Origin of the sequence: Pseudomonas sp. NPDC089428, assembly GCF_044749325.1 — a bacterium.
GTDB lineage: Bacteria > Pseudomonadota > Gammaproteobacteria > Pseudomonadales > Pseudomonadaceae > Aquipseudomonas.
Genome location: NZ_JBIVHT010000013.1, coordinates 109,892 through 129,877, shown reverse-complemented (window position 1 = coordinate 129,877; position 19,986 = coordinate 109,892). Strand labels below are relative to the sequence as shown.

Below are 19,986 nucleotides of genomic sequence, written 5' to 3'. Positions count from 1 at the left end.
TGCGCACATTCCACCTGCTGAGATCCCTGGCATGAACGAAACACCGCGCGCCTCTGGCGCTACAAAAATCATTCTGGTCGGCTTGGGCGTGATCGTCGCCCTGCTCGGCCTGCTCCTGGCTGCTGGCGGCGTCAAGCTCGCTGGCCTGGGCGGTTCCTGGTACTTCCTGATCGGCGGCCTGGCCATGGCCATCGCCGGCATTCTCATCGCTCGCCGCAAGCAGGCCGGCGCCTGGCTGTATGCGGCGTTTCTGGTCGGTACTGCGATCTGGGCTGTGAGCGACGCCGGCCTGGTGTTCTGGCCACTGTTCTCGCGCCTGTTCATGTTCGGCGCGATCGGCATGGTGGTGGCGCTGGTCTACCCGATGCTGGCCCGTGCCAATGGCGCCAGCGCCGGCCGTGGTGCCTACGGCATCGCCGGCGTGCTGGCCGTGGCGCTGGTGATCGCCGTCGGCAACATGTTCGTCGCGCACCCAAGCGTTGCTCCAACCGGCAAAGGCCCGGGCATGACCCCGGTCGAAGCCGGCAAGGAGCAGAAGGACTGGGCCCACTACGGCAACACCGAAGGTGGCAGCCGCTTCGCCGCGCTGGACCAGATCAACCGCGACAACGTCAACAAGCTCAAGGTGGCCTGGACCTACCACACCGGTGACGTCGCCATCAGTGACGGCAACGGTGCCGAAGACCAGCTGACCCCGCTGCAAATCGGCAACAAGGTGTTCATCTGCACCCCGCACAACAACTTGATCGCCCTTGACGCCGACACCGGCAAAGAGCTGTGGAAGAACGCAATCAACGCGCAGTCCAAGGTCTGGCAGCGTTGCCGTGGCATGGCCTACTTCGACGCCACCGCCGCGATCGCCCAGCCGACCCAGCCGAACAGCTCGCCTGTCACCAGCGTCAGCGTCGCAGCCGGTGCCAACTGCCAGCGTCGTCTGCTGACCAACACCATCGACGGCCGCCTGATTGCCGTCGACGCCGACAACGGCGAGTTCTGCCAGGGCTTCGGCAACAATGGCCAGGTCGACCTCAAGGCCGGCCTGGGTGACGTGCCGGACTCCTACTACCAGCTGTCCTCCGCGCCATTGATGGCCGGCACCACCGTTGTAGTTGGCGGCCGTGTCGCCGACAACGTCCAGACCGACATGCCTGGCGGCGTGATCCGTGGTTTCGACGTGATCACCGGTGAAATGCGCTGGGCCTTCGACCCGGGCAACCCGGAAGACCGCAAGGCGCCAGAAGGCGACAGCACCTATGTGCGCAGCACCCCGAACAGCTGGGCACCGATGTCCTACGACCCGGCGATGAACACCGTGTTCCTGCCAATGGGCTCGTCGTCCACCGACATCTACGGTGTTGAACGCAGCAAGCTGGACCACACCTACGGCGCGTCCGTGCTGGCGCTGGACGCCACCACCGGCAACCAGAAGTGGGTCTTCCAGACCGTGCACAACGACCTCTGGGACTTCGACCTGCCGATGCAGCCAAGCCTGATCGACTTCACCAAGGACGACGGCAAGTCCGTGCCTGCGGTGGTGATCGGCACCAAGGCCGGGCAGATCTACGTGCTCGACCGTGCTACCGGCAAACCATTGACCCAGGTCGACGAAGTACCGGTCAAGGCGAGCAACATCCCCAACGAGCCGTACTCCCCGACCCAGCCCAAATCGGTAGGCATGCCACAGATCGGCGCGCAGACCCTGAGCGAATCGGACATGTGGGGTGCCACGCCGTATGACCAGCTGCTGTGCCGTATCGACTTCAAGAAGATGCGCTACGACGGCCTGTACACCGCGCCGGGTACCGACCTGTCGCTGAGCTTCCCGGGTTCGCTGGGTGGCATGAACTGGGGCAGCATCTCCACTGACCCGGTACATGGTTTCATCTTCGTCAACGACATGCGCCTGGGCCTGTGGATCCAGATGATCCCGTCGCAGAACAAAGGCGACGCCGCTTCCGGCGGTGAAGCGCTGAACACCGGCATGGGCGCCGTACCGCTCAAGGGCACCCCGTATGCCGTGAACAAGAACCGCTTCCTGTCGGTTGCTGGCATTCCTTGCCAGGCTCCGCCATTCGGCACCCTGACCGCCATCGACATGAAGTCGCGCCAGGTCGCCTGGCAGGTACCGGTCGGTACCGTGGAAGACACAGGTCCCCTGGGCATCCGCATGCACCTGCCGATCAAGATCGGCCTGCCGACCCTCGGCGGCACCCTGTCGACCCAAGGCGGCCTGGTGTTCATCGCCGGTACCCAGGACTTCTACCTGCGCGCCTACGACAGCAGCAACGGTAACGAAATCTGGAAAGCCCGCCTGCCAGTGGGCAGCCAGGGTGGCCCGATGACCTACGTTTCGCCGAAAACCGGCAAGCAGTACGTGGTGATCACCGCTGGCGGTGCGCGCCAGTCGACTGATCGTGGCGACTATGTGATTTCTTACGCGCTGCCGTAAACCGCGTCGCTTCTGCAACGACCAGGCCCGCCCCCATCGATCCATGTGGGGGCGGGCCTGATCGCGAGTGGGCCCTGAACAACAACACGAGACACAGCAATGCCATCCGCTATCCGTATCACTCCAACCCTGCTCCTGGCCCTGGCCAGCACCCCTGCCCTGGCCGACGGCGACCTGCTCAACCGCAGCACCATGACCGGTGACTGGGGCGGCCTGCGTCACCAGCTCGAAGAAGACGGCGTCAAGATCACCGGCGACTACAGCGGCGAAACCGCCTACAACACCCACGGTGGCCTGCACCGTTCGGCGCGCTACTCGCAGAACATCAAGCTCGGTGCACAGTTCGACCTGTCGAAACTGTACGGCCTGGAAAACGGCGGCAAGGTCCAGTTGACCATCAACGACCGCCGCGGCAACAGTGCCTCGGAAGACCTGGTCGGCAACCGCCTGCCGATCCAGGAAAACTACGGTGGCCTGTACACCCGCCTGACCGAACTGAGCTACGAGCGCACCCTGTTCACCCCGGCACTCAACGTCAAGCTTGGCTACATGGCCATGGGCAACGACCTCGGCGGCCTGGACAGCGGCATCCTGTGCAACTTCATGAACGCCGGCTTCTGCGGCCACCCGCTGAACATGTCCGGCGGCAGCGGCTGGACCAACTACCCCAACGCCCACCTCGGCGTGCGCGTCAAATACGACCTGTGGCCGTCCTGGCAGCTGCGCGTGGCGGCGTTCAACGTCGACCCGGAAAGCAACGGCAACTCCAGCCGCGCCTGGCACCTGGGGCCCAAGCACACCACCGGTACCGTGGTGCCTGTGGAGCTGGTGTACAAGCTGCAGGGCGAACTGCCAGGCGAGTACAAGCTGGGTTACTACTACGACAGCTCCGACGTGAAACGCGTCGACAGTAGCAAGGAAGTATCCGGTCGCGGCGGCCACTACCTGCTGGTCGATCAGGCGGTATGGAATGACGCCGGCTCGCCGGGCCGTAGCCTGCACGCCTTCGGCCAGTACTCGGCCGCGAGCGAGGCTGCTTCGCCGTTCACCAAGTGGTATGGCGCCGGTGTGGTGCTGTACAAGCCGTTCGAAGGCCGCCCGCGCGATACCGTGGCCCTGGGTTATGGCCGCGCCGTGCCGAACCCGCGCAGCCGCGATGTGCTGGAAGACGCCGCCTTCAACGCCGGGCAGCAGTTCCCCAACATCGACAATGCCGAGCAGCTGATCGAACTGAGCTATGGCTACCAGGCCACGCCGTGGCTGAACCTGCGCCCGGATGTGCAATACATCATCGAGCCAGGTGCGTTCTCCGGCAAAGACATCGACAACGCGCTGGTGGTGGGCCTGCAGGTCAAGGCTACCTTCTAAAACTGCCGGGGCCGCTCTGCGGCCCCTTCGCGGATAAATCCGCTCCTACAGGTACGGCACGGCCCGCAAGGGCGGTGATATACCCGCTCAGGCATGCCTGAGGTAATCCACCAGCCTCTCCAACATCGCATCACAGCCCTGCAGCTGCTCGACGCTGACGAACTCGTCCGGCTTGTGCCCCTGGTCCATGCTGCCTGGCCCACACACCACAGTGGGTATGCCAGCCTGGTCGAACAAACCGCCTTCGGTGCCAAACGCCACGGTACCGAAATCATCCGAGCCACTGAGCAAGGCCACCAACCGCGCGGCTTCGCTGTCAGCTGGCGTGGCCAGCCCTGGATACGCACTGAGCGGTTGCAGGCGAATTGCACTGGCCGCGTTGACCTTGCGCATGCGCGGCAGCAACTCGGCCTCGGCGTAGGTCTGCAACTGGTCGGCCACGGCTTGTGCTTCGTACCCCGGCAAGGCGCGCACTTCGAAATCGAATGCGCATTCCTCCGGCACGATGTTCAGTGCCCTGCCGCCTTTGATCACCCCGGTCTGCACCGTGGAGAACGGCGGGTCGAAGCGCTCGTCATGATGCGCCGGCAAGGCCAGCGCCTCACCGATCTCGCCCAGCTTGCCGATCAGTTTTGCGGCGTACTCGATGGCATTTACCCCGTAAGGGGCGTACGCCGAGTGGCACGCTGCGCCATGTACTTCGCAACGCATCGCCAGCTTGCCCTTGTGGCCAAGCACCGGCTTGAGTTCGGTGGGCTCGCCGATCAGGCACAGCCGCGGCTTGTGCGGGCGCTGCTGCAGTGCGGCCAGCATCGAGCGCACGCCCAGGCAGCCGACTTCCTCGTCATAGGAGAACGCCAGGTGCACCGGCAGGCGCAGCGGTTGCGCAAGGAACGCCGGCACCGCAGCGAGCACCGAGGCAATGAAACCCTTCATGTCAGCCGTGCCGCGGCCATACAGGCGCCCATCGCGCTCGGTCAGGGCAAAAGGCGGCAGCGTCCAGGCCTGGCCTTCCACCGGCACCACATCGGTGTGCCCGGACAGCACCACACCGCCGACATCCTGGGGGCCGATGGTGGCGAACAGGTTGGCTTTGGTGCCTTCCGGGTTGTGGAACAGCTCGCACTCCACGCCAAACCCGGTCAGGTAGTCGCGGATGAAACCGATCAGTTCGAGGTTGGAATCGCGGCTGACCGTGGCAAAGCCGATCAGCCGCTCCAGCAAGGTGCGGCTGCTGAATTCACTCATCGCCCGGCACCCCGTAGCTCGGCGCGGCGGTCGGGTCGAGGGCGCGGGTGACATAGTCCTGCATCTGCGGGCGGTACGCCTGCCACAGGCCATCGAGCACGCCGATCGGGTCTTCCTCAGCCCAGTCGACACGCAGGTCAACTAGTGGCCAGGTCAGCTCGCCGGCGATCTTCAGCGCCGCCGAGTGCACCGGGCCGGCTTCGCCACCGGCCGCCATCGCCGCATGCATCGCCGCCAGCAGGCGGTCAGCCAGATGCCCGCCGGCCTGTTCGAAAGCCTGCACCATGGCCTCGATCACCTGCAGCGAGGACAACAGGTTGCCAGCGGCCGCACATTGCTCACCCGCCACGGCGTTATGCACGCCCAGCGCCTCCTTGCCGGTGAACAGCGCCACCTGGCCCTGGCTGTCGATTACCGTGACCTGGCGATACTCGCTCCAGCCATTGGCGCTGAGTACCCGGTCCAGCGCGGCGGCTGGCGGCAACTGGCCCTGCTCCAGGGCATCGAGGATCTGCGGGCCGAGTGCCGGCAAGGTGATGTTCTGGGTGGACACGGCACCGACACCGGCACGTACCCAGGGGCAGCGGGCGCCCACGGCGATGCTCGACGAGCTGATGGCAATACCGACCTGGCCGGTTTCCTGGCAGCGACCGATGATGGAGAAGGTCATGGTGGAGCTCCTGTTGTTCTGTGCGATGCCCAGCATTCTGGGCGGAACCTTCAGGGCCACGAAACCAACATTTTCCTGTGCCTTGAACAGGAAAAAACTAAGGCCCGCCAATACACCTGGAAAAGCCCTGAGAACCCCAGTCAAGCCCTTGCAAATCGGGGCCTTCGCCGTTTTATCGGCAAGCCCCAGCTAAATACTATTTTCGCGAATTTCCAGGCGTCCCTAGTCTGGCCCCAGGCAACGGCGGTCCTCCAAACCGACCTGACAAAAACCGCCTGAACAAGGGCTCGGACATGACACTGAACAACATCGAAATCGACACCCTCGTGGTTGGCGCCGGCCAGGCCGGCGTGGCCATGAGCGAACACCTGAACAAGCTTGGCGTGCCGCACCTGGTACTGGAGCGCAAGCGCATCGCCGAGGCCTGGCGCACCGGCCGCTGGGATTCGCTGGTGGCCAACGGCCCGGTCTGGCACGACCGCTTCCCGGGGCTGGAATTCAACCTCGACGCCGACGCCTTCGCTGGCAAGGACCAGGTCGCCGACTACTTCGAACAGTACGTTCGCAAGTACAACCTGCCGGTACGCACCGGCATCGAAGTGAAGAAGGTGGTGCGCAACGCCGACCGCCCCGGCTTCACCATCGAAACCAACGAAGGCGTGATCCGCGCCAACCGCGTGGTGGCCGCCACCGGCCCGTTCCAGAAGCCGGTCATCCCGGCCATCGCGCCGAAAGACGCCAACCTGCACCAGATCCACTCTGCTGCCTACTACAACCCCGAGCAACTGCCTGAAGGCGCCGTGCTGGTAGTGGGCGCCGGTTCCTCCGGTGTGCAGATCGCCGAAGAACTGATGCGCGCCGGGCGCCAGGTGTACCTGTCGGTCGGCGCCCACGACCGACCGCCTCGGGCCTACCGCAACCGCGACTTCTGCTGGTGGCTGGGCGTGCTCGGCGAGTGGGACGCGGAAATCGCCAAGCCGGGCCGCGAGCACGTGACCATCGCCGTCAGTGGCGCCCGTGGCGGCCACACCGTGGACTTCCGCGCCCTCGCCCATCAGGGCATGACCCTGGTTGGGCTGACCCAGTCGTTCGAAAACGGCGTAGCGCGCTTCCAGGACAACCTGGTCGAAAACATCAACCGTGGCGACGAAAACTACCTGGCCCTGCTGGACGCCGCCGATGCCTACATCGAGCGCAACGGCCTGGACCTGCCGCAAGAGCCCGAAGCGCGCAAGCGCCTGGCTGATCCGGAATGCATGGTCAACCCGCTGCAGCAACTGGACCTGGCCCAGGCCGGCGTCACCAGCATCATCTGGGCCACCGGCTACGGTGTCGACTTCAGCTGGCTGCAGGTCGACACCTTCGATGCCAACGGCAAGCCCCAGCACCAGCGCGGCGTAGCCCGCGAGCCAGGCGTGTACTTCCTCGGCCTGCCTTGGCTGTCGCGCCGTGGTTCGTCGTTCATCTGGGGCGTATGGCACGACGCCAAGCACGTCGCCGGCCATATCGCCACGCAACGCACCTACCTGGCCTACCGCGACCGCGAGCAGCGCGAAGCGGATGCCCAACAAGACCACTCGATCAGCAACGTCAGCACCCTCGGAGCCCACTGATGCCTACCCATACTCGCATCCGCATGTTCAACACCAAGGAAACCTACCCCAACCAGACCCTGGACAACGACCTGTGCCAGGCCGTGCGGGCCGGTAACACCATCTACGTGCGCGGCCAGGTCGGCACCGACTTCGAAGGCAAGCTGGTAGGCCTGGGTGACCCTCGGGCGCAGACCGAGCAGGCGATGAAGAACGTCAAGCAACTGCTTGAAGAGGCAGGCTCGGACCTGTCGCACATCGTCAAGACCACCACCTACATCACCGACCCGCGGTTCCGCGAGCCGGTGTACAAGGAAGTGGGCAAATGGCTCAAGGGGGTGTTCCCGATTTCCACCGGGCTGGTGGTGGCCGGTCTGGCCCAGGCCGAGTGGCTGATGGAAATCGATGTGATTGCGGTGGTACCGGATCAGCAGTGATCCTGTGAAAACGCCGGGGGCGCTCTGCGCCCCATTCGCGGGCAAGCCCGCTCCCACAGGTACCGCGCAGACCTAAGGTTCGGCGCAACCCTGTGGGAGCGGGCTTGCCCGCGAAGCATTTTCAGAACTTGGCCAGTTCTTCGCGGCAGAACTCGACGAACAACTGCGCGGGCTTGGTCAGCTGCACCCGCTTCAGGTGCGCCGCCGCCAACCCCGACAACGCCACCGGCTCGGCGATGTCGATCATCACCAGCTTCTGCCCGTCATAGGTGCATTCCGAATGCGGCCGGGTCACCAGCAACGAAAAGCCGAAGCCCTGCCCCACCATCCCGCGCACCATCTCGATCGACGGCGAACTGAAGACGATGTTCGGCGTCAGGCCCATTTCATTGAACAGGCTGACGAAGTAGGTCCGGCTCGGCGCCACGTCCAGCAAGATCATCGGCTCCGGGCACAGGTCGCGCAGCGACACCTGCGCCTGGCCGGCGAAGCGGTGCTTCTCGGGCAGCAGCACGTAAGGCTTCTGCGGCGGCATCAAGGGTTCGGCTTCGATGGTGCCGTCCAGATCATGGTCATACAGAAACGCCAGGTCGAAGGTGCCGGCGGTCAGGCCCTGGATCAGGTCTTGCTGCTCGCCGTCGCGCAGGCGGATGTCCACGCCTGGATAGCGTTCGCGAAAGCCGGCAATCAGCCGCGGCAGGTACAACGGCGCCACGGTCTCGAAGCAACCGATGTCGATCTGCCCGGCCACTGTGTCGTTGTCGGCCAGGGCGTTCTGCTCGAACTCGTGGGCCATCTGCAGCAGCGACTTGGTCTTGGCGTAGAAGCGCTTGCCGCTAGGGGTCAGCGACACCCCTTGGGCGTGGTGGCGGATGAACAGCTGCACGCCGAAGCTTTCCTCCAGGCTCTTGATCGCCGTGGAGATCGACGGCTGGGCGATGTACAGCTGGCGCGAGGCCTCGGCGACGCTGCCGGCCTCGACGGTGGTGACGAAGTATTTGAGTTGTCGCAGGGTGTAGGAAGCCACAGGCACCTCGTTGGCGCCCTGGGCGGGCGCCTTGGTATTTTCCTGTCACTTTACCTTGTGGCCTGATTCAGCGGGCTGCTGGGTGATGAAGGATTTGCCTAAGGCTTGAATACAAAATGGCTGCCCTCTGCGGCTCGTGGCAATCAGTAACTGAAATCATGCCCCAACTGTCCCTGCATCCACTGCAGGAACGTGCGCACCCTGGTCAACTCGGCATGCCCCCGCGGAAACACCAGGTGGTGAGCACTCACCGGGCTTGCCTGGTCGGTACCGAACACCGGCACCAGCTGCCCCCTGGCCACGTAGTCCTGTGACAACAGTGAGCTTTCCAGGGCGAACCCGTAGCCATGGCTGGCCGCCTCCAGGCTCATGTACGAACGGTCGAAGCTCAAGGCGAACGGCGCCTGTGGCAACGATACGCCTTGCTGGGCAAACCACTGCGGCCATTGCACCAGCGCCGACTCGGAGAGAATCAGGTTCTGCCCCAGCAGGTCGGCAGGCTGGTGGATCGGCTGGCGGGCCAGCAACGCCGGCGACGCCAGCACGGTGGCCCGCTCGTAGCGGATGGTGCGCACCTCCAGGCTCGGCCAGTTGGGGTAGCCATGGCGGATATCGACGTCGATCTGATGGCGGCCAAAGTGCAGCGTTTCATAGGAACACGACAGGTTGATCTGGATATCCGGGTGGCTGGCGCGAAAATGTTCCAGCCGCGGCAACAGCCAGAGCAGGCCGAAGCTCGGCGCCGAATGCAGGCGCAGGCAGTCGAAGCCGACCGCGCTGCCAGCCCGCTCGGTGGCCATGGCCAGGCTCTGCAGAATGCCCGATACCTCGCGCAGGTACTGGTCGCCTGCCGCCGTCAGCGTCACCCCCTTGGCCGTGCGCAGAAACAACGGCCGGCCGATCAGCGCTTCCAGGTTGGCGATCTGATGGCTGACCGCCGACGGTGTCAGGTTGAGCTGTTCGGCGGCGCGCGCGACGTTGCCAAAGCGCGCCGCCTGCTCGAAGGCCTGAATCGCTTTCAGCGGCGGCAGTTGCAAGGGCTTCTTGCCCGGATCGTGGTTCATCGCATTCCTTGGGTGTAACGGGCCTCGAACGTGGTCACGCCCCTGCCCTGTGCTGAATTTTTTTCAGCATAGGCTGAAGTGCACTGCGTTGCCCAGCCCTCGCGTGGGTCCCAAGCTGTACCCACAACAACAAACATCCGGAGTACACCCATGCTGCTCGAAGGTAAAATCGCAATCGTCACCGGTGCCGCCTCTGCCCGCGGTATCGGTCGCGCCACCGCCCAGGCCTTTGCCGACCAGGGCGCCAAGGTGGCCATCCTCGACCTCGACCTGCAAGCCGCCCGTGACGCTGCCGCGCAATTGGGCGCAGGCCACCTGGGCCTTGCCGCCAACGTCGCCGACGAAGCCCAGGTGCGCGACGCGGTGGCCGAAGTGCTGGCGTACTTTGGCCGCATCGACGTGCTGGTCAACAACGCCGGTATCACCCAACCGGTGAAAACCCTGGAAATCACCGGCAAGGACTACGAGCGCATCCTCGACGTCAACCTGCGCGGCACACTGTTGATGTCCCAGGCCGTGCTCCCTGCCATGCGCGCCCAACGCTCGGGCAGCATCATCTGCATGTCGTCGGTGTCGGCACAGCGTGGCGGAGGCATCTTCGGCGGCCCGCACTACAGCGCCGCCAAGGCCGGTGTGCTGGGCTTGGGCAAGGCCATGGCCCGTGAATTCGGCCCGGACAACGTGAGGGTCAACGCCATCACTCCCGGGCTGATCCATACCGACATCACGGGCGGCCTGATGCAGGACGAGCGCCGTCACGCGATCATCGATGGCATCCCCCTGGGCCGACTGGGCGAAGCCCGCGACGTGGCCAACGCCGCGCTGTTTCTGGCCAGCGACCTCTCCAGCTACCTCACCGGCATCACCCTGGACGTCAACGGAGGCATGCTGATTCACTGATCGACCCTGGCACTGTGTTTTGCATCTGAGCCCCGCCACGCGGGGCGATCGATAACAACAAGAGATCAGATCGACATGACCCTCCTAACCCTCGACGCGGCCACGGTCGCGCGTAGCAATGCCTATCGCAAGACCGCCTGGCGGCTGATGCCCTTTCTCATGCTGTGCTACCTGTGCGCCTACCTCGACCGGGTCAACGTCGGCTTCGCCAAGCTGCAGATGATGGATGACCTGGCCCTGTCCGAAGCGGTCTACGGCCTGGGCGCCGGGATGTTCTTCATCGGCTACTTCCTCTGCGAGGTGCCGAGCAACATCATCCTGCACAAGGTCGGCGCACGGCGCTGGATCGCCCGCATCATGATCACCTGGGGCCTGATCTCGGCCCTGTTCGCCTTCGTCGAGACGGCCTGGCAATTCTATGTGCTGCGTTTCTTACTCGGCGTCGCCGAAGCCGGCCTGGCACCCGGCCTGCTGCTGTACCTGACCTACTGGTTCCCGTCCTACCGGCGGGCGAAGATGACCGCGCTGTGGTTCATCGCCATCCCGCTCTCGGGCATGGTCGGCGGGCCGCTGTCGGGCTGGATCATGGAGCGTTTCGCCGGCGTGCATGGCTGGGCCGGCTGGCAGTGGATGTTCGTCCTCGAGGCCGTTCCGACCGTGCTGGTAGGCATTCTGGTACTCAGCTACCTCAAGGACGGTGTCCATCAGGCGCACTGGCTCAACGATGAAGAAAAGGCGTTGCTGCGCAAGGAGCTGGCCGAGGATGAGCAGCACAAGGTGCAGCACGGCTCGGTGGCCGACTTCATCCGTGACCGTCGCCTGTGGCTGCTGGCCGGTATCTACTTCTGCGTAGTCATGGGCCAGTACGCGATCACCTTCTGGCTGCCGACCCTGGTGCGCAATGCCGGCGTCGCCGACCCGCTGCACATCGGCTTGCTCACCAGCCTGCCTTACCTGTGCGCCATCGGTGCCATGCTGCTGGCCGGACGCAGCGGCGACCGCCACCGCGAGCGGCGCTGGCACCTGGCAATCCCGATGCTGGCCGGCGCCCTGGGCCTGACCTTGGCCGCCGTGTTCGCCAGCCACCTGAGCCTGTCGATCCTCAGCCTGTGCCTGGCGGCATCGGGCATCCTCTCGGCCTCGTCACTGTTCTGGATGCTGCCGACCACACTGCTCGGGGGTGTTTCAGCCGCCGCCGGCATCGCCGCCGTCAACAGTTTCGCCAACCTGGCCGGGTTCTGCTCACCGTTCCTGATCGGCTGGGTCACCAGCACCCTGGGCAACAACGCCATCGGCATGTACCTGATCACCGCCGTGCTGATCTTTGGTGCCGCCCTGGTGTTCCGCGTGCCGGCGAGCCTGGTCAACCGTTAATTTCCCTGTAAAGGAGTCACCCCATGAATGCCGTACCCGCTACCCCGGGTGCGCGGCCTCTGGCTGCGCGCGCCCACAACATCCGCCGCAATGCCCTGCGCATGGGCCAGGTCCAGGGCCAGGGCTACATCGGCCAGGCCCTGGGTGCTGCCGACCTGCTGGCCGTGGCCTACTTCCACGCCCTGCGCCTGGACCCGGCCAACCCCGAATGGGAACAGCGCGACCGCTTCTACCTGTCCATCGGCCATTACGCCATCGCCCTGTACGCGGCGCTGATCGAAGCCGGGGTGATCGCCGAAGACGAACTGGAAAGTTACGGTTGCGACGACAGCCGCCTGCCGATGTCCGGCATGGCCGCCTACACCCCCGGCATGGAAATCACCGGTGGCTCGCTCGGCCACGGCCTGGGCATCGCCGTCGGCGCCTGCCTGGGCATCAAGCGCAAGGGCTCGGCCAGCTGGGTGTACAACCTGCTGTCCGACGGCGAACTGAATGAAGGCTCGACCTGGGAAGCGGCGATGTCCGCCAGCCACTGGCAGTTGGACAACCTGATCGCCATCATCGACGTCAACAACCAGCAGGCCGACGGCCACTCCAGCGAGATACTGGCCTTCGAGCCGATCGTCGACCGCTGGCGGGCTTTTGGCTGGCATGTGCAGCGGGTCGATGGCAACGACCTCGACGCCTTGGTTCAGGCCTTCGACCAGGCCCGCGCGCACCGCGGCGCGCAACCGCGGGTGATCATCTGCGACACGCGCATGGGCAAGGGCGTGCCCTTCCTCGAGAACCGCGACAAGACCCACTTCATCCGTGTCGACGAACACGAATGGGACCTCGCCCTGCAAGCACTGGACGCCGGGAGCCGCGCATGAACAGCCAGACCGCACCTGCCAAACGCCTGACCACTTCGGCGATGATCGCCTCGATCGCCGCAGAAGGCCAACCCACCCGCCCGGCCCCCTTCGGCCATGCCTTGACGGCGCTGGCCGAACAGCGCCAGGACATCGTCGGCCTGAGCGCCGACCTGTCCAGGTACACGGACCTGCACATCTTCGCCAAAGCCCACCCACAGCGTTTCTACCAGATGGGCATGGCCGAACAGCTGCTGATGAGCGCCGCAGCGGGCATGGCGCGCGAAGGCTTCACCCCGTTCGCCACCACCTATGCGGTGTTCGCATCGCGGCGCGCCTACGACTTCATCTGCATGGCCATCGCCGAGGAGAACCTCAACGTCAAGATCGTCTGTGGCCTGCCCGGCCTGACCACCGGCTATGGCCCCAGCCATCAGGCCACCGACGACCTGGCGATCATGCGCGCCATGCCCAACCTGATGGTGGTCGACCCTTGTGATGCCCTGGAGATCGAACAGGCCGTACCGGCCATCGCCGCTCACCAGGGCCCGGTGTACATGCGCCTGCTGCGCGGCAACGTGCCGCTGGTGCTGGACCGCTACGACTACCGCTTCCAGCTGGGCAAGGCCCAGGTGGTGCGCGGCGGCCGCGACGTGCTGGTGATTGCCAGCGGGCTGATGACCATGCGTGCGCTGGAGGCAGCCGAACAGCTGCACAAGGATGGCGTGGACGTGTCGGTGCTGCATGTGCCGACCATCAAGCCACTGGACGAGGCAACCATCCTGGCCGAGGCGCGCAAGCCGGGGCGGCTGGTGGTGACGGCGGAGAACCACTCCATCGTCGGCGGGTTGGGTGAGGCCGTGGCCGGCGTGCTGCTGCGCAATGGCGTGACCCCGACCTTCCGCCAGATCGCCTTGCCCGATGCATTCCTCGATGCCGGGGCGTTACCGACCTTGCATGATCGCTATGGCATCTCCACCGCGGCGGTGGCGCGGCAGATCAAGGGCTGGCTGTAGCCTGCGCAGGCGCTGCCGTCAGGGTTGCTGCCAGCGCACGCCGGCATGATCGGTAGCGGTGTTCGCAGCCTGCACGAAGCTGCCATGCTGTGGTGGAATGCCCTGGTCCGAATGGGCCAGGGCTTGCTGCGTGAACACCTGCGTCTGGTTGTCGAAGGTCAGATCGTGCCTGGCGACATTTCCGGCCCAGTCTTCGGAGGGTAGTGAGATGTAGCTGATCTTGTACACCTCGTCGGTCGACTGCCCCTCGATCACATACACGCCATAGTGATCTTCGCCCGGCGACACGATCTTGTAGATGCCATTGTCGTAGTAGTAGATGGTCGCAAGCTCGAATGGCTTTTCGCTGTACATCACCTGGTATTTCAAATGATGCACCATGGTCGGCGCCCCGACGGCGACCGTGATCGGGGTAGCTGTGGCGGCGTGGGTGATCGCGGAAAAACCTGTGGCGACGGCAGCGAGCATGGATCGGAGTTTCATGGCTGTACCTCATGCGGTTGAAAAGAAGCCGCAAGATAGCGGGATAAGCAACGAAACAAAGCGGCCTGGCGCAGATAGCGAACAACCGTACATCCTTAAGCGATTGCTCTTACAAGTGTGCGGCCTAGCGAAGTGCTTCTTGCCCTTCGCTGGAGAAATGGGCCAGAGCGTCTTTACTGTCAGGTAACGACCCGCAGGAACGGTGTGCGCCTATGAAGATCGTTGTCACCAGCATCCTCGTCGACGACCAGGCCAAGGCCTTGGCTTTCTACCATTACGTACTGGGCTTCGAGCCCAAGCACGACGTCCCCATGGGCCAGCATCGCTGGCTGACGCTGACCTCACCCAACGACCCCAATGGTGTCGAGCTGCTGCTGGAGCCCGATGCGCACCCGGCGGCGAAAACCTACAAGCAAGCGCTGAAGCAGGATGGTATTCCCGCCACTTCCTTCGGCGTGCGCGATATCCAGGCCGAGTACACGCGGCTGTGCAAGGCCGGCGTGAAGTTCACCAAGGCGCCCACCGACCTGGGCCCAGTCACGGTCGCGGTGTTCGACGACACCTGCGGCAACCTGATCCAGATCGCCCAGAAACACTGAGCCGCGGCCATGGCAGCCGATGCTGCCATTGGCTACATTGCAGCTGTATCCCGTGCGCCACAATAAGGAAAACAGATGCGCCACGAATTCAGCGAAGTGCTCAATGACCTGGTCGACTACTTCCTGCTGGGCGATATCCAGCTGCTCGACCGCTTCAAACATGACAACAACCTGTCCGACGACCTGGCCCGCGAGTTCACCCGCAACGACAGCGGCGACAGGGCCGTGGCCGAAGGTGTGGTGATACCGCTGGCAGGGGTCGACAACCTGCCCTACCACATCCTGTTCACCCTCGATGGCTACACACCCGCCCTGCTCGAACCCGGCAGCCGCCTCAAGCACCGGCGCAACGGCTATGTGCTGCAAGTCGAGAACCGCGCGGTGATGCTCTACACCTGGCGCATCCTGCAGCACTTCACCCCCAAGACGCTGGGTGACCTGATCGCGCGCTATCAGGTGCCGGGGCGGCCGATCATCGAGCTGGACAATGGCTGGTATGACGTCGAGGTGCTGGCGGGAGCGCTGATCAGGGATGGGTTGTACGAGCCGGCGTTCGAGTTCGTGCTGAAAAAGCGCTGGAGCCGGGGTGAAGCCAAGGGCGTGGATACCGGGTATGCCTTTAGCCTGCGGGGCTACTTCGATTGATGTGTACCTGTGCCGGCCTCTTCGCGGCTGAAGCCGCTCCTACAAGGCCTGCGCGGCACCTGTGGGAGCGGCTTTAGCCGCGATGGGGCCGGACCTGCCTAAGTGATATCCCGGTCCTTGGTCTCCGGCAGGAAGAAGATCCCCAGCACCGCCGTCATCACCGCAATCACGATCGGGTACCACAGCCCGTAGTAGATATCCCCGGTCGCCGCCACCATGGCGAAGGCCACTGTCGGCAGGAAACCGCCGAACCAGCCGTTGCCGATGTGGTACGGCAGCGACATCGAGGTGTAGCGGATGCGTGCCGGGAACAGCTCCACCAGCCAGGCGGCGATCGGCCCGTAGACCATGGTCACGTAGATCACCAGCAGGGTCAGCAACAACAGCACCATCGGATAGTGAATCTTCGCCGGGTCGGCCTTTTCCGGGTAACCCGCTTCTTTCAGGGCGCCAACCATGGTCGCGGTGAAGGCGTCGCTCTGGGTCTTCAGGTCGGCGGCCGCCAGGCTGCTGCCGTCGATGCTCGGGATCACCCGCTCACCGATGCGAACCTGCGCCACGCTGCCAGGCTCGGCCGCCTGGTTGGTGTAGGGAATCGCCCGTTTGGCCAGCAGGCTCTTGGCGATGTCACAGGAGCTGGTGAATTTGGCCTTGCCCACCGGGTCGAACTGGAAGGCGCACTGGCCAGGGTCGGCCACCACCACCACCGGGTTCTGTTCCTGGGCGACGAACACGTCCGGGTTGCCGTACTCGGTCAGTGCCTTGAAGATCGGGAAGTAGGTCAGCGCGGCGATGATACAGCCGGCCATGATGATCTTCTTGCGGCCGATGCGGTCCGACAGGCTGCCGAAGAAAATGAAGAACGGCGTGCCGATCAGCAAGGAGCCGGCGATCAGCAGGTTGGCGGTCTGCGGGTCGATCTTGAGCATCTGCAGCAGGAAGAACAGCGCATAGAACTGCCCGGTGTACCACACCACCGCCTGCCCGGCGGTGCCACCGAGCAGCGACATGATCACCACCTTGAGGTTGTCCCAACGGGCGAACGACTCGGTCAGCGGCGCCTTGGACGCCTTGCCCTCGGCCTTCATCTTCATGAACACCGGCGACTCGTTGAGCTGCATGCGGATGTACACCGAGATCGCCAGCAGCAGAATCGACAACAGGAACGGCACCCGCCAGCCCCAGGCTTCGAACACCTCGGTACCCATGGCGGTGCGGCAGGCCAGGATCACCAGCAGCGAGAGGAACAGGCCGAGCGTGGCCGTGGTCTGGATCCACGCGGTGAAGAAGCCACGCCGGCCCTTGGGCGCGTGCTCGGCCACATAGGTGGCCGCACCGCCGTACTCGCCACCCAGCGCCAGGCCCTGGAGCAGGCGCAGGGTGATCAGGATGATCGGTGCCGCCACGCCAATCGCCGCATAGCTGGGCAAAAGCCCCACCACGGCGGTGGACAGGCCCATGATGACGATGGTGATGAGGAAGGTGTACTTGCGCCCGATCATGTCGCCCAGGCGGCCGAACACGATGGCGCCGAACGGCCGCACGGCAAAGCCGGCGGCAAAGGCCAGCAAGGCGAAGATGAACGAGGTGGTTTCATTGACGCCGGCAAAGAAGTGCTTGGCGATGATCGCCGCCAGCGAGCCGTACAGGTAGAAGTCGTACCATTCGAACACGGTGCCCAGCGAGGAAGCGAAGATGACCTTGCGCTCCTCTTTGGTAATGCCCCGTTGGGGCGCGCTACTGCCCGTGGAAGCGCTATCGAGTACCGCCATGGGGTGCCTCCGTCTTGTCGTTGTCGAAGGCCGGAGTACCTCACACCCATTTCACCGTCGCACCCAGGCCCTAGGGCTAGCATTGGTTGCGCGAAGCACGACGAGGCTGGCCGCCTCGAATCGCAGCAAGGTAACTGAAGCATAATCGGCTTTGCCGCAATATCCACTTGCCAGCATCACCATATGCCGTCACCCCAGAAACCGCTGCACCTCGGCCAGCACCACTTCGGCTTGCTCCCGGTGCGGGACATGCCCGCAGCCCGGCAGCAGGCGCATCACGCTCGGCCCAGCGGCCAACGTGGTGAAACGCCGGGGATGCGCTGGCGAACCGAATTCATCCTGGTCGCCATGCAGGCTGAGCAGCGGGCAATGCACCTTCGCCAGCAACCCATCCAGGTTCCAGTCGGCGAAGGCTTCGTCAAGCCAGGTGTCCACCCAGGCGCGCAGCACCCATTCGGCCTTGTCGCCGTGGTAGCGCGCCAGGCGCTGCAACTGCCCTGGCTCGGCGAACTGCCGATTGGCATCAGCAATACCCTGCAAGGTCAGGTCTTCGACAAAGGCCTGGGCCGATTCGGTGATCAGGCCTCGACAATGGTTGCCATGGGTCGCGGCGCAGCCGACAGCCATGCCGCCGCCGACACTGTGACCAAAGACGATGAAATCGCCGATCTCCAACTGCCGCCGCAACGCCGCGAAGCCCAGCTGCGCCTCGGCCTCGACGAAGCCTCGGCGCAAGCGGCCCGGGTGCGCATCGGAGCGGCCAAAGCCCAGCCGGTCATAGGCAATCACCCAGTGCCCGGTCGCCACTGCCAGCCGTTCGGGGAAGTCACGCCACAAGGCAACGCAGCCCAACGAATCGTGCAGCAGTATGATCGGCACGCCCGGTGCGTTTTGTGGTCGCCAGTGCTGGGCGAACAGCTTGCCGTCGGGCGTATCGATCCAGTGCTCGGCCAGGGTGATCTGCGTCATGCCGCCCCCTCGACCGGGCCCTTGAGTTCGACTTGATTGCCATCAGGGTCGAAGCAGTACAGCGACAGCCCCTCGCCTTCAGCGCCATAACGTTTTTCTGCCGGCTCGACCGCTACCCCAGCCGCGTGCAGGTAAGCCGTCAGCGCCTGCTCGTCGAACGGGTCGATGCGCAGGCAGAAGTGGTGCAGGTTGCGACCTTCCGCGCCCGGCGCCGCACCACCGGGCAGGCCCAGCGGGCCGTCGAGCGTCACCAGGTCGATCATTGCCGACCCGGTTGCCAGGTGAACCATGCCCAGATCCGGGCGTTCACGGCTGACGGTGCAACCCAGCAGGTCGCGGTAAAAAGCCACGCTGCGCTGCAAGTCGGTGACCCGCAGTACCAAATGGTCGATGTGCTTGATGGCGAACGGCCGCATGCCAGGTCTCCTTGTGGCGATTGCCCGATAGCGTTCGCCACCATAGCCCAGGACCTGGCCCGCTGGCCATTACCCGCTACTCATTCACCAGCCGCTGCAACAGACCGCCCTCATGCCGGGCGAGGATGCGCAGGATCTGGTCGACCAGCGCCCGGTCCGGCGCCTCCAGGTGGAAATGGTGCCCACCGGGGTGCCAGGATACCTTCGCGTGGCCGGGCAACGCCGCCTGGCGCTTTTCGAACCCATTACCAGCAAAAGCGCCCTGCCTGCCGAACATCAGGTACAACGGGCAACGGATTTCCCGCAGCAGGTCGCAGGCCTCGCGTTCGGTCAGCGGCATCGGCTCGGGCAGCACCAGGCGCGGGTCGTGGCGCCAGCAATAGCCGTCGGCCAATTGCAACAGGTCGCGCAAGGCCAGCAGCCGTGCGGCGTCTTCCGCCAACTCGCCATCCAAGCGCTTGCGCCGTTGCTCGAGCGCGGTTTCCAGGTTGTCGAATCGGCTGTTGGGGGTTTCGGCAAAACCTTGCAACTGGCTGCGCTGGACCATCCGCTTGAGGCGGTAGGCACGTGCCAGGTGCTGCACGCGGTCATCCTCGGCCACGGTGAATGGCGCCCCCATGCCATCGAGGAAGATCATGCTGGCAATGCCGCTGGTCATGGCGGCGAGCAGCGAGGCAATGCCGGTCCCCATGCCATGGGCGAGTACATGAAACTGGGACAGGCCCAGGCTATCGGTGACCGCCAGCATGTCCTCGGCATGCTCCCAGAGGTAGTAGCCGCTGTCGTGGCGGCGGTGATCGGAACGACCGTGGCCGACCAGATCAGGGGCTACCACGAAGCAGCCCTCCAGCAATGGCCCCAGGCGCTCGAACGAAGCGGCGTTATCCAGCCAGCCATGTACGGCCAGCACCGGAATGCCATCTTCCGGCCCCCAGGTGCGTACCGCTATTTCAATACCGTCGAGGTCCAGCAGGTGATCCTTGGGACTGCACAGCGAATGCATCGAAGTTCTCCCTGACAGAGTGCCGGCCCGTGGCCAGGCATCACGTGGCGTCGGCCCACTCCCCGTGCGCCGACGCCACCCACACGGCATGCCCACGCCATGC

The 19,986-nt window shown here is 64.6% G+C and carries 19 protein-coding genes; 10 read left to right on the top strand and 9 right to left on the bottom strand.

Going from position 1 to position 19,986, the window contains the following annotated elements:
* Positions 1-31: 31 nt before the first annotated feature.
* Together ACIPZ5_RS21475 and ACIPZ5_RS21470 are read left to right on the top strand one after the other, a co-directional pair.
* Positions 32-2,449 carry a glucose/quinate/shikimate family membrane-bound PQQ-dependent dehydrogenase gene (locus ACIPZ5_RS21475; RefSeq protein ID WP_400810494.1) on the top strand — a complete coding sequence of 806 codons (2,418 nt, stop codon included), beginning with the start codon at positions 32-34 and terminating at the stop codon, positions 2,447-2,449.
* A 99-nt stretch (positions 2,450-2,548) separates the two neighbouring features.
* On the top strand, positions 2,549-3,817 hold the full coding sequence (locus tag ACIPZ5_RS21470; RefSeq protein WP_400810492.1) for a carbohydrate porin: 1,269 nt from the start codon (positions 2,549-2,551) through the stop codon (positions 3,815-3,817).
* A gap of 87 nt (positions 3,818-3,904) precedes the next feature.
* Here the strand turns inward: ACIPZ5_RS21470 and argE are convergent, their stop codons facing one another.
* Both argE and ACIPZ5_RS21460 read right to left on the bottom strand, forming a co-directional pair.
* Positions 3,905-5,065, bottom strand: a complete 1,161-nt coding sequence (gene argE / locus ACIPZ5_RS21465) for an acetylornithine deacetylase (RefSeq protein WP_400810490.1) — start codon at positions 5,063-5,065, stop codon at positions 3,905-3,907.
* Positions 5,058-5,735, bottom strand: coding sequence for a DUF1028 domain-containing protein (locus ACIPZ5_RS21460; RefSeq protein WP_261943983.1), 678 nt, complete (start codon positions 5,733-5,735; stop codon positions 5,058-5,060). The genes argE and ACIPZ5_RS21460 overlap by 8 nt, the downstream gene beginning before the upstream one ends.
* A gap of 293 nt (positions 5,736-6,028) precedes the next feature.
* Here ACIPZ5_RS21460 and ACIPZ5_RS21455 point away from each other — a divergent pair, with 293 nt between their 5' ends.
* Together ACIPZ5_RS21455 and ACIPZ5_RS21450 are read left to right on the top strand one after the other, a co-directional pair.
* Positions 6,029-7,348 carry a flavin-containing monooxygenase gene (locus ACIPZ5_RS21455; RefSeq protein ID WP_400810489.1) on the top strand — a complete coding sequence of 440 codons (1,320 nt, stop codon included), beginning with the start codon at positions 6,029-6,031 and terminating at the stop codon, positions 7,346-7,348.
* On the top strand, positions 7,348-7,764 hold the full coding sequence (locus ACIPZ5_RS21450) for a RidA family protein (RefSeq protein WP_014590706.1): 417 nt from the start codon (positions 7,348-7,350) through the stop codon (positions 7,762-7,764). Before ACIPZ5_RS21455 ends, ACIPZ5_RS21450 begins: the two co-directional genes overlap by 1 nt.
* Positions 7,765-7,885: 121 nt before the next feature.
* Here ACIPZ5_RS21450 and ACIPZ5_RS21445 read toward each other — a convergent pair whose 3' ends face one another.
* Both ACIPZ5_RS21445 and ACIPZ5_RS21440 read right to left on the bottom strand, forming a co-directional pair.
* On the bottom strand, positions 7,886-8,791 hold the full coding sequence (locus ACIPZ5_RS21445) for a LysR family transcriptional regulator (protein ID WP_103447619.1): 906 nt from the start codon (positions 8,789-8,791) through the stop codon (positions 7,886-7,888).
* Between the two features lie 143 nt (positions 8,792-8,934).
* Positions 8,935-9,855: a LysR substrate-binding domain-containing protein gene (locus ACIPZ5_RS21440; protein WP_400810487.1), complete on the bottom strand. Its 921-nt coding sequence runs from the start codon at positions 9,853-9,855 to the stop codon at positions 8,935-8,937.
* Between the two features lie 150 nt (positions 9,856-10,005).
* Between ACIPZ5_RS21440 and ACIPZ5_RS21435 the strand changes: the two genes are divergently transcribed.
* From ACIPZ5_RS21435 to ACIPZ5_RS21420, 4 genes are all read left to right on the top strand, one after another.
* Positions 10,006-10,755: an SDR family NAD(P)-dependent oxidoreductase gene (locus ACIPZ5_RS21435; RefSeq protein ID WP_261943980.1), complete on the top strand. Its 750-nt coding sequence runs from the start codon at positions 10,006-10,008 to the stop codon at positions 10,753-10,755.
* A 75-nt stretch (positions 10,756-10,830) separates the two neighbouring features.
* Positions 10,831-12,129 (top strand): MFS transporter, encoded by a 1,299-nt coding sequence (locus ACIPZ5_RS21430; RefSeq protein WP_261943979.1) that lies wholly within the window; start codon positions 10,831-10,833, stop codon positions 12,127-12,129.
* A 23-nt stretch (positions 12,130-12,152) separates the two neighbouring features.
* A complete protein-coding gene (locus ACIPZ5_RS21425) occupies positions 12,153-13,001 on the top strand; it encodes a transketolase (RefSeq protein ID WP_400810485.1) in 849 nt (282 codons plus the stop codon).
* Positions 12,998-13,996 carry a transketolase family protein gene (locus ACIPZ5_RS21420; RefSeq protein ID WP_261943977.1) on the top strand — a complete coding sequence of 333 codons (999 nt, stop codon included), beginning with the start codon at positions 12,998-13,000 and terminating at the stop codon, positions 13,994-13,996. The genes ACIPZ5_RS21425 and ACIPZ5_RS21420 overlap by 4 nt, the downstream gene beginning before the upstream one ends.
* An 18-nt stretch (positions 13,997-14,014) precedes the next feature.
* Here the strand turns inward: ACIPZ5_RS21420 and ACIPZ5_RS21415 are convergent, their stop codons facing one another.
* Complete coding sequence (locus ACIPZ5_RS21415; protein ID WP_400810484.1) at positions 14,015-14,479, bottom strand: hypothetical protein; 465 nt, start codon at positions 14,477-14,479, stop codon at positions 14,015-14,017.
* A gap of 212 nt (positions 14,480-14,691) precedes the next feature.
* Here ACIPZ5_RS21415 and ACIPZ5_RS21410 point away from each other — a divergent pair, with 212 nt between their 5' ends.
* Complete coding sequence (locus ACIPZ5_RS21410) at positions 14,692-15,078, top strand: VOC family protein (RefSeq protein ID WP_400810483.1); 387 nt, start codon at positions 14,692-14,694, stop codon at positions 15,076-15,078.
* A 75-nt stretch (positions 15,079-15,153) separates the two neighbouring features.
* Complete coding sequence (locus tag ACIPZ5_RS21405; RefSeq protein WP_313712485.1) at positions 15,154-15,723, top strand: hypothetical protein; 570 nt, start codon at positions 15,154-15,156, stop codon at positions 15,721-15,723.
* 98 nt (positions 15,724-15,821) lie between these two features.
* Here ACIPZ5_RS21405 and ACIPZ5_RS21400 read toward each other — a convergent pair whose 3' ends face one another.
* The 4 genes from ACIPZ5_RS21400 to ACIPZ5_RS21385 form a co-directional block, all read right to left on the bottom strand.
* A complete protein-coding gene (locus ACIPZ5_RS21400) occupies positions 15,822-17,495 on the bottom strand; it encodes an MFS transporter (RefSeq protein WP_261943973.1) in 1,674 nt (557 codons plus the stop codon).
* A 189-nt stretch (positions 17,496-17,684) separates the two neighbouring features.
* Positions 17,685-18,464, bottom strand: a complete 780-nt coding sequence (locus tag ACIPZ5_RS21395) for an alpha/beta fold hydrolase (protein WP_400810481.1) — start codon at positions 18,462-18,464, stop codon at positions 17,685-17,687.
* A complete protein-coding gene (locus ACIPZ5_RS21390; RefSeq protein WP_400810480.1) occupies positions 18,461-18,880 on the bottom strand; it encodes a VOC family protein in 420 nt (139 codons plus the stop codon). The genes ACIPZ5_RS21395 and ACIPZ5_RS21390 overlap by 4 nt, the downstream gene beginning before the upstream one ends.
* A gap of 76 nt (positions 18,881-18,956) precedes the next feature.
* Entirely contained in the window at positions 18,957-19,883 is a 927-nt protein-coding gene (locus tag ACIPZ5_RS21385) for an alpha/beta hydrolase (RefSeq protein ID WP_313712480.1), read from the bottom strand.
* Positions 19,884-19,986: the final 103 nt, after the last annotated feature.